The organism is Spiroplasma endosymbiont of Amphimallon solstitiale, from assembly GCF_964030965.1.
GTDB lineage: Bacteria > Bacillota_I > Bacilli_A > Mycoplasmatales > VBWQ01 > Spiroplasma_E.
On the sequence record NZ_OZ034999.1, the window covers coordinates 138934 to 152164 of the forward strand.

Genomic DNA, 13231 nt, shown 5'->3' on the forward strand with positions numbered 1-13231 from the left:
CTTCACCACTATTCCAAATTCTTAATAAAATCAGTAATTAATTGTTCATGTTTTTTAGCATTCATTTCAGCACCAATAATTTTTTTAGCTGCTTCTAATGCTACTACTTTGATTTCTTCATTAATCTTTGCTTCTGCCTCTTTACGAGCACGAACTAAATCACGATTTGATTGATTAGTAATACGCATACTCTCTTCTTGCGCTTTATCAATAATTTGTTTACGCTTATTGTAACCATCATTTTGTGCATTAGCAATAATTTCCTGAGCTTCAATTTTAGCAGCTTTTAATATTTGACTAGCTTCACCACGATCTTGATTAGCTAATGATTGCTTGCAAGCAGCATCATCAAGTTTTTCTTTAATTACTAAATGTCGCGAATGTAAAACCTTACGAAACGGAGCATAAACTCATCTTCAAAGTACCATTAATAAAATTAATGTTGCAAAAATATGAGCAATAAAAACAGGAAGATTGGGAAATAATTGATTAACAATATCATCACCTGATACTAAATCATTGAAATTAAAATTCATAAAATCACCTACTTTTTAATATTTTTTAATACCTTATGCTTCAAATATTAAAATTAGAGAAACAACTAATCCATAAATAGCACCTGATTCGGCAATAGCTGCACCAATAACAAATTGTGTTCTAATTTTAGATTCTACTTCAGGATTACGAGCAACCGCTTCAACAGCTTTACCAGCAGCAAAACCTTGACCAATTCCACTTCCTGTACAAGAAATAGTTGAAATTCCAGCTCCAACAAACTTTAAATTCATCAATCCATTAGTATCAGCTGCTAAATGATTAAAAAAATGAAAGACATGTGTCATTACTGTTGTTAATAATTCCATAATAAATAAATTCTCCTTTTTGTGTTTTATTTTTTTTCCATAATTGAACGTTCGGTATAAATTTCTTCTTCATGATTTATTGCTTGTTGTTTACGAAGTTTTTTTGGTAATTTAATAGTAAGTTCTCCCTTATGAGAACTCTCTTCTTCCATTTGTAACTTCCAATAAACAAGAGTTAAGGTGCCAAAAATTAAGGCTTGGATACTTCCAGCAAATAAATCAAAATAAATATGTAAAAATGGTCCAATTACACCAATTAATAAATTCATCTGACCAATAATTGGGATATTACTTCAAATATTAGCAGTTACCCCATAAAGCATTGCCAAAATAATACTTCCACCTAAAATATTACCAAATAAACGAAAAGATAAAGAAATCAAAGGTGCAAATTGAGTAATTAATTCTAGAGGGTTAATAATAAATTTTTTAAAAAATAAAAGTTTCTGAAATTTAATAGCAATATAATATATTCCAATAAAAGTAACTAATGACATTGATAAAGTAACCGTATACATTGATGACTGTGGTTCAAGACCAATAATCGATAATCAATTACCAATTAAAATATAACCCATTACATATAACAAATAAACTGTCAAGTTTTTATACTTTACACCAAGAACATCAACAACAATTTTTTCAACTGATTTAATTATTAATTCAACAACTAAAACAATACCTCTTGGATCTTCATCAGGCTTCATTCGTTTTACTTTATAATAATAAATATAACTAATAACACTGATAAAGACTGTTGTTATCAAAATTGTTACCAATTGTGGCATAATTTGTAAATAATTCCAACTTTCCAATCCAGCTAAAGTTTCCATTTAAATTCCTTCTTTTAAGTTATTTTTTTGATATACACATAATGTTGCAGTAATAGTAGCAACCATTAATATTGACATTCCGGCAATTATAGTAAAAATATTAGCAAAGTTAAAGAAAATATTCAAAACTATAATTGAACCATAAATTAACATTCTTAATAAGAATCCAAAATATGCTAAGGTTTGTTTTAAATGTATTCCGCTGGTTAATCATTTTGACGATAAATATAAAAAGCATAACCCAATCATACTTCCTATAAAACCAATATTAAATCCAGCAATTAATAACCAATGGTTTGTATTAATTATAACAGTTATAATTAATCCTACATTAATTAATAATCAATAGCATAACATTGTAAAAAGTATTGAAAGAAAAAGGTTATTTCTAATTTTTTCCATTAAAATATTTATTTAGTTCCAAAAATTCGATCACCAGCATCACCCAATCCAGGTACAATATAACCATTATCATTTAATTCTTTATCCAACGCTGCTAAAAAAATCTTAACATCAGGATGATTATGATTAATTTTCTTAATAGCTACTGGTGCTCCTACAATGGAAACTAAAGTAATATTTTTAAAACCTACTTTTTTTAATTCTTTAATAGCAGCATCAGCAGTACCACCAGTAGCAAGCATTGGATCTAAGATAAATACTAATGCATCACTTATATTTTTAATATTTTTGGGATATTTAAAAAAATATTTTTGTGGTTTTAAAGTTTCTTCATCACGATAAAGACCAACATGACTAATAATTGCATTAGGTACTACATACTCAAATCCATTTGTCATCCCTAATCCTGCTCTTAAAATCGGAGAAAGAATGATTGTCTTGGTTAATGTTTTACCAATAACTTTAGTAATGGGTGTTTCAACTTCAATTTCATCAAGAGGAATATCTTTAAATACTTCATAAGCCATTAACGTTGCAATTTCGCTTAAATTCTCTTTGAAATCTTTTTTTTGGGTTAAGTGATTTCTAATTCTTGTTAATTTATCTTGTATTAAAGGATGATTAACAATAAACAGATTTTTACTACTTTCCACTAAAAACACTCCTTTATCTTTAATGCGTATATTTTCAATAATTTAAAATATATACTAATATGAAATTTTACGCCTTTTAATTTATAAATCAATAAAATAACAATAAAAATAACGAAAAAAGATAAAAGATTTATTCAAAAATTATTTTTTTAATTGTTAATAACATTCTTATAGTTCAAAATTAACTAAATAAAAATATAATTTATAAATTTTATTTTAATAACTTTGTTTTTATTTTAAAAAATTATAATCTAAAATATAAATTTAATAAATTTCTTTTATTGATATAGAAAATTATATATTTACAATAAACTATTAATAGTAATTTTTGTCTTATTTTTATCAAAAAAAATCTTATGTTAAAATTAAAATCCTGAATTGTAAATATAAATGGGACAGTTTTTTAAAATAATTGTATTAAATCTATTGGTCTTTTATAAGATAGTGATTTTCTGGGTGTAGAATTAATTTGAAATGCTATAGTATTTAAATCTTTTTGTTTATATGAAGATAGATCTGTAGATTTTGGTAAATATCTTCTTAAAATACCATTATTATTTTCATTTAAACCTCTTTGACAAGGTTTACCAGGATCTGCAAAATAAATCTTAACATTACAATTTTTTTCGATTAATTTTCATTTACTAAATTCTTTACCACGATCAAAAGTAATAGTTTTAACTGTTCCTTTTTGTAACTTTGAAATAAATTTTATTATACTTTTTGTAATATTTTCTGATTTATTATTTTTAGTTGCTAAAGGAATTGTGGTTTTTGATCATATATCAGCTAAAGTAATAATAGAACTTTTATGATCTTTACCAATGATAGTATCACCTTCTAAATGACCAAATTCTTCTATATTTTTAATATTAGGAATGATTAAATTTCTTTCATGAATAGACTTACAATTATTAATTCTGCCCCTAGTTTCTTTTTGTTTGTGAGGTTTATTTTTTCCTTTTCTCAATAAGTTATTTTCATCAAAACCCATTCGATTTGTTTTAAACATGTTATATAAAGTTTTTGTTGAAATACTTTTTATTTTATTTTCCTTTAAAAAATTAGCAATTATATCAAGAGCATAATTTTTAGTAATTAACAAATGATTAATAGTATTAATTTCTATTAAAGTTAAAATTATTAATTTTCTACCTGCATTTTGTTTATTTTTTTGAATTTTATTCAATATTTCTAATGGCAATAAGTTTTGATTTAATAATCTACAAACTCTATGTACAGTTGATTTACTATAATCAATGGCTTTTGCTATTTTACGAATCGAAAATCCATAACTTTTATATTCTTTTATTGCTATTATTGATTCAATAGTCAGATACTTATACATTGTGCTAATTCCTTTCTTTTCTTAATTATAGAATTAACATAATTTAATTTTTATATAAGTGTCCTTTTTAATTTTACAATTCAGGAAATATAAAACTTCATACAAGTTTTTAAACTATTATTTTAATTTTAAAATAAATAGTTTTTTTATTTTGAAAGGAGAAAAAATGAAAAAAATTCAAAAATACTTTACATATACAGGCGGAATATTAGGTGGTAGTGCAGCGCTAAGTGGCATAAGTTATTTTTATTATGATTTAATTTCAAAAAATAAGGAAGCTTTACATGATCCAGAAGCAGGAATGGCACTCTTTGGAATAATGGTTAGTATAACAGGTTCAACTTTTATTGGAGCATTTTTAGGCTCTAAACTAGGTTATGGAATTAGCACTTCCATTTCAAATATTTATGATAAATGCTTTCCAACAAATATTTCTGATATTAATGTTGAAAGTAATAACGAACAACAAATATCTGAAAGAACTCCATTATTAAGAAATAACGATATAACAAGTATTAATAGTGAACAATTACCAATAATTAATCAAAATCATTGTCAATTAACTTTTTCATAAACTTAATAAAAATAAATGTTGGTAATTTACTAACATTTTTTATTTATGATTAAATAACAATAAAAAAAATTACTATTTAACACCCATTTTTTTCATTTCTTCATATAACTTATTATTATTTCTATTATTTCATGTACCAAATTGATGATTAAAAGAAGTAAGCAAAGGATAAGAAAACCCAAGTTCTACTAATTTTTTAATACATTTAAAATAATCTTCTTTTAATGGTAAAACAACTTCAGTAACTTTCTGTTTTCATGGTTGTTTATATTGAATACCACTATAAATATCATTTAATTCAGGAACAATAAAAGCATAAATTCCACCAACACCAACTTCCATAAAATTATGTTTATTTGGATGAGGATATTCAAAAATTTTAATATGCAAAACCAAATGTTCTAATAAATTACAATAAACTAATCGATCAGCATATTGATAGGCAAATGGTGACTTTTGAGCTCATTTGGGAGTAGATAACAAAATTGCTTTATCTTCATCAATATGATGAATATATAAACCTTCTTTTCCCCTTGTTATTCCTTGTGATTTCTTAGACATTGTTGCATCTGAAAAATAATTTTTTGAAATACACCCATATTTATTTTTTAAAAAATTACAAACATTTTCATAATTCATTGTTAATAACTTTTCTACTTCTGACATGCTTACCCCATACTATACTACTTTATTTTTATGATAATAATGAAAATTAAGTTATCTTTTTTATTATCCAAAATAATATAAATTAATCTTTAACAAAGGCTAAGACAAAACTAAAACTACCATGTAATAAAAAATGATAATCATCTTCAATAGCACTAACATTAATATGAACATCATCAAATGTTTTAATAGATTCTGATAAAGTATGACCTTCTACATTAACAACATAGTCACTATCTTGTTTTGCTGTTGGAACAATAGCGTTAATTTTACTTTCAATTAATGATAAACAACGTAAAGCAATTGCTTCACCAAAAGTAGTGGTATTAATTTTAATTTTTTCTTCTTGCTTATCAATATTAACATTACTAATGTCTTTAGCTTTTGATACTAATTTTACACAAGCATTAAAACTACCTTTTAAAATATTACTATTATTTGAAGCAGATACATTAACAGCAAGTGATTCAAATTTATCAATTTTAGCATACATATCATTATGATTAACAATTGTTATTTTATAATCGGTGCCATTTTCTGGTTTTTTTCCTTCTGGAACTAATTTACTAATTTCAGTTTGTACTTTAGTTTTAAATTTAATTAAAGCTGTATTATAAATATCTTTATTTAATTCAACAGGAGCATTAGTAACTTCCATATTAATATTACTAATATCAACATATTTTTGGTTTGCATCATTTACCTTATCACATGCAATAAGCGGTAAAGAAATAATGCTCGTTAAAAACATCGCTTTAAATATTTTTAATATTTTTCTCATAGTTTTTCACCTATTATTCTCTCGAAAAAACTAATCTTCTTAGTTTTAACTTTATATTTCTTAATTATTTTTGATTATTAACTTATTATTATTTTGTTTTCTTGAATATTTTTTATAACTATTTGTTCCAATAAAAATATAGTAAATTAAAATATTAATAGAACCTATTAATACTGATACTAAACCAAAATATAACAATAGGCTAACTTTAAAAGAAGAAAAAGAAAAAATAATTCCTAAAGTAATTAAAAAAAAGCCAGTAAATTGAATAAACTTTCAAGTATTGAATTTAAAGTGTTTTTTTGCCATAATTTTGCTCCTAATAATATATTTTGTATAATTATATCATTTTCACAAAAAAAGCAAAATTTTTAATTATTAAATAATAATTATTATAAACTAATAACATGAACAGCAAAACTAATTGCTTCTTCATATTTATTAAAAAGAAAAAATAAACGTTTATTTTGAAAGTTAATTTCAATACCAATATATTTTTGTTTATTTTTTATATAATTATTTTTTTCTCAAAAAAATGTAATACTTTTAACATTAACTAATGGTATTATTTGCAGTTCAAAAGAATCAATAAAATAAAGATTATTTTGTGAAATTAACAAGTCTATTTGATTTAAAGGTATAAAATCTGATGATTTGATAAGATTAATGTCTTTAATTTTATAACGTAAAAATAATTTTTTGGCATCACTATATTCAGTTTTTAACAAAATATTTTGGCCAGAAATCTTATTAAGATCTTCATACTTTCCCAAAATGACTTTGTCACTATAATAAATATCTTCTTTAATTTTTTCTATTGAAACTGGTAATTCTTTAGTATTTATTTTTTTTAATTTTAAGTATTTATATAAAGTATTTATATCTTTAGTAATTTTTAATATTTTCTTTTGTTTATTTTTTTTAATTAATAAAATTAGTGCAATTAATAAAATCAATATTGTTGTGCATGCAATAATAATTAAAATTATTCATCAATTCATAGTATTATCTCCTTTTTTAATACTGTTATCTAATTATTACCTGAATTGTAAATATAAATGGGACAGTTTTTTAAAATAATTGTATTAAATCTATTGGTCTTTTATAAGATAGTGATTTTCTGGGTGTAGAATTAATTTGAAATGCTATAGTATTTAAATCTTTTTGTTTATATGAAGATAGATCTGTAGATTTTGGTAAATATCTTCTTAAAATACCATTATTATTTTCATTTAAACCTCTTTGACAAGGTTTACCAGGATCTGCAAAATAAATCTTAACATTACAATTTTTTTCGATTAATTTTCATTTACTAAATTCTTTACCACGATCAAAAGTAATAGTTTTAACTGTTCCTTTTTGTAACTTTGAAATAAATTTTATTATACTTTTTGTAATATTTTCTGATTTATTATTTTTAGTTGCTAAAGGAATTGTGGTTTTTGATCATATATCAGCTAAAGTAATAATAGAACTTTTATGATCTTTACCAATGATAGTATCACCCTCTAAATGACCAAATTCTTCTATATTTTTAATATTAGGAATGATTAAATTTCTTTCATGAATAGACTTACAATTATTAATTCTGCCCCTAGTTTCTTTTTGTTTGTGAGGTTTATTTTTTCCTTTTCTCAATAAGTTATTTTCATCAAAACCCATTCGATTTGTTTTAAACATGTTATATAAAGTTTTTGTTGAAATACTTTTTATTTTATTTTCCTTTAAAAAATTAGCAATTATATCAAGAGCATAATTTTTAGTAATTAACAAATGATTAATAGTATTAATTTCTATTAAAGTTAAAATTATTAATTTTCTACCTGCATTTTGTTTATTTTTTTGAATTTTATTCAATATTTCTAATGGTAATAAGTTTTGATTTAATAATCTACAAACTCTATGTACAGTTGATTTACTATAATCAATGGCTTTTGCTATTTTACGAATCGAAAATCCATAACTTTTATATTCTTTTATTGCTATTATTGATTCAATAGTCAGATACTTATACATTGTGCTAATTCCTTTCTTTTCTTAATTATAGAATTAACACAATTTAATTTTTATATAAGTGTCCTTTTTAATTTTACAATTCAGGTTATCTAATAATTTTATCATTAAAACTATTAAAAATAGTTGATGGTTTATTTGTTAAAATCTCACCTGCTACTCTATACCTTAAATTAGGCAAGTTTATATTATGATAATCGTTAATTGGTTGTTCATTACTTAAATTACAACTTGTAGCTACTAAAGGCCCTGTTAATTTAATTAATTTTTGAATAAAATGTGAAGCACTAACTCTAATTGCTATTGTCTTTTTATTTATTCAATATGATGTGTTTAAACTAGGTTGTTTTAAAACTATAACAGTAACTTTACCAGCACTAAAATTATTTATTAAAAATGACTGTAATTGATCGCTAATTATACCAATGCTTTTAGCTTGTTCTCAACTAGCAACTAAAATTGGCAGTTCTTTAGTATAATCACGTTTTTTAATTTGATAAATTTTATTAATAGCTTTGTCATCATTAAATTTACAAACAAGACCATAAATTGTATCTGTTGGTAAAGCAACCACTTCGCCATTAGCGATGATTTGACTAATTTCTTTAATTTGATTTTGCTGTAAAGTTATCATGAAAACACCACTATAAATTTTAACTAAATTATACACCTATTATTTTAAATATAATAGTTGTTTCAAAATAATGAATAAAAAACTTATAAATGATATTTGTAATTTAAAATAAACCTTAAAATTACTAATTAAAGATTGGAAAATCATTCATTAATGGTTTAGTAAACATCTTAATTTAATATAGATTAATATTTATATTAGATTTTTATTAAATTAAATTTTATTAGTAAATAAAATGAAAATAAAATGAATTTTAAATTTGTTTTGAAATATCAAAGAGTTTTTTATATATAAAAGGATAATAGGGAACTCGTAATTAGGAATAGGTACTAATTGATTTATTAATAATATTTTTTCATAAATATGATTTTTAATTATAGAACATTCATCAATATCTAAAAATTCTAAATTTAAATTATATTTTTTGATAAATGTTTTTTGAAATGCTCACAAAATAGATTTAATACTATAAAATTTTTCTTGGATATAAAAATTAAATACCACAATTGAATATTGAATTTTTTTTAACATTACTCATTTTATTTTTTCATTAATATTTTTTTCTAATTCATAATTTCATGAATTTTCATTAATATTAATGACAGAAATATTCTTATATTTATCTAAATTATAATTACTATAGATATTTACCTTTTCAATTAATATACAAGGTTTTTGATTTAGTAAATGAAGCTTAAAATTATTACTTAAGTTATTTTTTAGGTAAATAATTAAAATATTAGGGAAATTTACTTTTATAAATGAAGTTATTTGAATTTTATTAGCATAGGAGTCATCAATTAAGAATATATATATATATATATATATATATATATAAGGGAATGTTTCAGTTCTCATTTGCTATAAAACTTTTATGAAAAGTAATCATTAAAAATTTATTTTGTAAAAGATTAAGATTGGGAAAATAATTATTTTTTAATTGCGAATTTATAATAAAAAGGAGTTGTTGCCCTCATTGGTAGTCACTTTCTATTTTAAAAGTATCATCCAAGGCAAAACTAATATCACTATAATAATTAAATTGTAATTTAAATCAATTATCACTAAGAAAACTATTCAAATTACTTTTAAAAGTATTTGAATATAAAGACACCTGATATTCATAAGTAATAAAAGAAAATATTTTTTGAGTAATGTTACTAATTTCTGAAGTTATATTTGGAAATAATTGACTGTCAACTTTAATATTAAGTAAACAAATGAAATTAAAATAATTGGTTTCAAACTTATCAAACTCTTTAGCAAACTCTTTAGCAATTATTAATCTAAAATGTTCGACTTCTTTTTTATACTTAAGTTTAAATTAAATTCAATTTGTTCATCTTTTTCAAGAAAAAAATTAAGTTTAATTTTTCGTACATGAATTGTTAAAAATCATATTAGTTGATCATCATAATATTTTTTATAACCGATATTGATCATTATAATTTCTATTTTTTTGTATATATAGGTTAGGACTTTATCATTAGTTAAGAGAATTTTTTTATCTTTACTAATAAGTTTTATAATAATAGCGGTTATAAATCTTAAATGTCATTCATAACCATCTAATTGAAACCCTTTATTATGTTCAAATTTTAATTTTAATCTTAAATTTTGTTCAAAGAAAAAGTTATTCAAGTAAATAATGTCTTTTTTTAAATTATACTTATTTGTGTTACTTATATTGATAAGTCACTTACTACTTAAATATTTTTTTTGTCATACACATATTAAGAACAAATTACTCATTCTAACAAAAGGATATTCATTGGATATGTGGATAAACTGTGTAAGCAAAGTATTTATTGCTATTATTTCATTGTCACCATTAATTACAAAGTAATCTTGCTTTCTGGAAATATTACAATTACTAATTTTTATTAACATTGTATTAATAAAAGTAATATTTCTTTGTAAAGTTCGAAATGTAACATTAAATTTTTCCATTAGAAATGCTATATTAACCGAACAAGAATACTGAAAATATTTTAATATTTCAATGATACGCCACATTAAAACTGCCCCCGTTATCCTAATTGAAAGATTAAATGAGATTTTCCTTTTCAAAAAAATAAAATAGTCACCTTTTGAGTGACAAAATTATTGTTCTTAAATTATTTTTATATCCTGAATTGTAAAATTAAAAAGGACACTTATATAAAAATTAAATTGTGTTAATTCTATAATTAAGAAAAGAAAGGAATTAGCACAATGTATAAGTATCTGACTATTGAATCAATAATAGCAATAAAAGAATATAAAAGTTATGGATTTTCGATTCGTAAAATAGCAAAAGCCATTGATTATAGTAAATCAACTGTACATAGAGTTTGTAGATTATTAAATCAAAACTTATTGCCATTAGAAATATTGAATAAAATTCAAAAAAATAAACAAAATGCAGGTAGAAAATTAATAATTTTAACTTTAATAGAAATTAATACTATTAATCATTTGTTAATTACTAAAAATTATGCTCTTGATATAATTGCTAATTTTTTAAAGGAAAATAAAATAAAAAGTATTTCAACAAAAACTTTATATAACATGTTTAAAACAAATCGAATGGGTTTTGATGAAAATAACTTATTGAGAAAAGGAAAAAATAAACCTCACAAACAAAAAGAAACTAGGGGCAGAATTAATAATTGTAAGTCTATTCATGAAAGAAATTTAATCATTCCTAATATTAAAAATATAGAAGAATTTGGTCATTTAGAGGGTGATACTATCATTGGTAAAGATCATAAAAGTTCTATTATTACTTTAGCTGATATATGATCAAAAACCACAATTCCTTTAGCAACTAAAAATAATAAATCAGAAAATATTACAAAAAGTATAATAAAATTTATTTCAAAGTTACAAAAAGGAACAGTTAAAACTATTACTTTTGATCGTGGTAAAGAATTTAGTAAATGAAAATTAATCGAAAAAAATTGTAATGTTAAGATTTATTTTGCAGATCCTGGTAAACCTTGTCAAAGAGGTTTAAATGAAAATAATAATGGTATTTTAAGAAGATATTTACCAAAATCTACAGATCTATCTTCATATAAACAAAAAGATTTAAATACTATAGCATTTCAAATTAATTCTACACCCAGAAAATCACTATCTTATAAAAGACCAATAGATTTAATACAATTATTTTAAAAAACTGTCCCATTTATATTTACAATTCAGGTATGTTATAATATTTGCCAAATAAATAGCATTCTTCATTTATTATTAATATCTTTAATAAATTTGTAATTATATTGTGGTAAATATTTTTTAATAAGAATAGTTAATGCTTCTTTTTGATCAAAACCAAATTCAAATGCTAATAAAAAAGATTTTTCTAAAACTGCATGACATTGTTGAAAAATTACTTCATAAAAATATAATCCTTTATGATCAGCAAATAAAGCTAATTTTGGTTCATATTGTAAATTATGTTTTGAAAAAGTATTTGCTGTCTCATCAATATATGGCGGATTTGAAACAATAATATTAAATTTATGATTTTTAAAATTTGTAAATATATCGCTTTCAACAAAATTAATATTTTTTAGGTTAAAATTATCATTATTAATCTTAGCAATAGTTAATGCATCTTTGCTAATATCACTTGCTACTATATTTCAATTAGGTTTCTTTAACCCTAAACTAATAGCAATAGCACCACTGCCTGTCCCTAAATCTAATACTTTTAAATTATCATTATTAAAAATGTTTTGCGCATAGACAAAAACATTTTTAACTAATTCTTCAGTTTCATTACGAGGAATTAATACTCTATTATCAACAACAAACTTATGATCAAGAAATCATTGATAACCAATAATATATTGTAAAGGATAGCCAGCAACAAATTTTTTAACTAGTTGTAAATATGATTCTAAAAAATCTATTGCTATTGTTTGACTAAGATTTGCATATAATCAAGATAAATCTTTATTAATAAACTTTAATAAAATTATTTTATTAATTTGTTCATTTTTTTTATTAATTTTTTTTGCTAATAAAAGATAATCTCTATAAGTCATTAATTTATACTCCAAAAATAAATATTTTATTGAAAATTAACAGATGAATTATTATTTCTTGAAATTTTTTTTATTAAATTATTAACAACGAGAATTAAAACAATAATACTAAAAATAAATAAAAAACTAATTGTTAATAAACAAATAATTGGAAAAAGAATAATGTAACTACAAATACTAATAATAAAACCAAAATTATTAATATTATTACCATTAATATTTCGTAAAAATTCTAAATTTTTTCATAATAAATAATGAAAAATTAAACTAGATGCACTAGCAAATCATAATGTTAAAACTAAAAATAAAATGTGAATAATACCACTACTAAAAGTTAATGTAATAAATGTTGCTAATGCCGCATATAAAAAAATAACTGATATTAAAAACAAAATTTTTGTTCTAGAGTCTAAAATCTTAAAATCCATAA

The 13231-nt window shown here is 22.1% G+C and carries 16 protein-coding genes; 2 read left to right on the forward strand and 14 right to left on the reverse strand.

The features are described 5' to 3' along the window. Positions 1–8: 8 nt before the first annotated feature. The 6 genes from atpF to AAHH39_RS00870 form a co-directional block, all read right to left on the reverse strand. Positions 9–536 carry a F0F1 ATP synthase subunit B gene (gene atpF, locus AAHH39_RS00845; RefSeq protein ID WP_342218515.1) on the reverse strand — a complete coding sequence of 176 codons (528 nt, stop codon included), beginning with the start codon at positions 534–536 and terminating at the stop codon, positions 9–11. A 33-nt stretch (positions 537–569) separates the two neighbouring features. Beyond that, positions 570–863, reverse strand: a complete 294-nt coding sequence (gene atpE / locus AAHH39_RS00850) for an ATP synthase F0 subunit C (RefSeq protein WP_342218516.1) — start codon at positions 861–863, stop codon at positions 570–572. 26 nt (positions 864–889) lie between these two features. Continuing rightward, positions 890–1696: a F0F1 ATP synthase subunit A gene (locus AAHH39_RS00855; protein WP_342218517.1), complete on the reverse strand. Its 807-nt coding sequence runs from the start codon at positions 1694–1696 to the stop codon at positions 890–892. Beyond that, positions 1697–1849 carry a hypothetical protein gene (locus AAHH39_RS00860; protein WP_338975744.1) on the reverse strand — a complete coding sequence of 51 codons (153 nt, stop codon included), beginning with the start codon at positions 1847–1849 and terminating at the stop codon, positions 1697–1699. Between the two features lie 257 nt (positions 1850–2106). After that, on the reverse strand, positions 2107–2751 hold the full coding sequence (upp, locus tag AAHH39_RS00865) for a uracil phosphoribosyltransferase (RefSeq protein WP_342218518.1): 645 nt from the start codon (positions 2749–2751) through the stop codon (positions 2107–2109). Positions 2752–3154: 403 nt separating this feature from the next. Then, complete coding sequence (locus AAHH39_RS00870; protein ID WP_342217458.1) at positions 3155–4099, reverse strand: IS30 family transposase; 945 nt, start codon at positions 4097–4099, stop codon at positions 3155–3157. A gap of 166 nt (positions 4100–4265) precedes the next feature. Here AAHH39_RS00870 and AAHH39_RS00875 point away from each other — a divergent pair, with 166 nt between their 5' ends. Next, entirely contained in the window at positions 4266–4673 is a 408-nt protein-coding gene (locus AAHH39_RS00875) for a hypothetical protein (RefSeq protein ID WP_342218519.1), read from the forward strand. A gap of 72 nt (positions 4674–4745) precedes the next feature. On the opposite strand, the gene AAHH39_RS00880 is transcribed toward AAHH39_RS00875, so the two are convergent. From AAHH39_RS00880 to AAHH39_RS00905, 6 genes are all read right to left on the reverse strand, one after another. Next, a complete protein-coding gene (locus AAHH39_RS00880) occupies positions 4746–5339 on the reverse strand; it encodes a hypothetical protein (protein WP_342218520.1) in 594 nt (197 codons plus the stop codon). Positions 5340–5421: 82 nt separating this feature from the next. After that, the gene (locus tag AAHH39_RS00885) at positions 5422–6120 is read right to left on the reverse strand and encodes a hypothetical protein (RefSeq protein ID WP_342218521.1); all 699 of its coding nucleotides are present in this window, start codon (positions 6118–6120) and stop codon (positions 5422–5424) included. 392 nt (positions 6121–6512) lie between these two features. Beyond that, positions 6513–7121 carry a hypothetical protein gene (locus tag AAHH39_RS00890; protein WP_342218522.1) on the reverse strand — a complete coding sequence of 203 codons (609 nt, stop codon included), beginning with the start codon at positions 7119–7121 and terminating at the stop codon, positions 6513–6515. Positions 7122–7191: 70 nt separating this feature from the next. Further along, a complete protein-coding gene (locus AAHH39_RS00895) occupies positions 7192–8136 on the reverse strand; it encodes an IS30 family transposase (protein WP_342217458.1) in 945 nt (314 codons plus the stop codon). Positions 8137–8221: 85 nt separating this feature from the next. Further along, positions 8222–8767 carry an L-threonylcarbamoyladenylate synthase gene (locus tag AAHH39_RS00900; RefSeq protein WP_252319343.1) on the reverse strand — a complete coding sequence of 182 codons (546 nt, stop codon included), beginning with the start codon at positions 8765–8767 and terminating at the stop codon, positions 8222–8224. Positions 8768–10048: 1281 nt separating this feature from the next. Beyond that, positions 10049–10657 (reverse strand): hypothetical protein, encoded by a 609-nt coding sequence (locus AAHH39_RS00905; protein WP_342218523.1) that lies wholly within the window; start codon positions 10655–10657, stop codon positions 10049–10051. A gap of 324 nt (positions 10658–10981) precedes the next feature. On the opposite strand from AAHH39_RS00905, the gene AAHH39_RS00910 reads away from it, so the two are divergent. Beyond that, entirely contained in the window at positions 10982–11926 is a 945-nt protein-coding gene (locus AAHH39_RS00910) for an IS30 family transposase (protein ID WP_342217458.1), read from the forward strand. A gap of 35 nt (positions 11927–11961) precedes the next feature. Here AAHH39_RS00910 and prmC read toward each other — a convergent pair whose 3' ends face one another. After that, positions 11962–12801, reverse strand: coding sequence for a peptide chain release factor N(5)-glutamine methyltransferase (gene prmC, locus AAHH39_RS00915; protein WP_342218524.1), 840 nt, complete (start codon positions 12799–12801; stop codon positions 11962–11964). A 26-nt stretch (positions 12802–12827) separates the two neighbouring features. Continuing rightward, positions 12828–13229 (reverse strand): hypothetical protein, encoded by a 402-nt coding sequence (locus tag AAHH39_RS00920; RefSeq protein WP_342218525.1) that lies wholly within the window; start codon positions 13227–13229, stop codon positions 12828–12830. Positions 13230–13231: the final 2 nt, after the last annotated feature.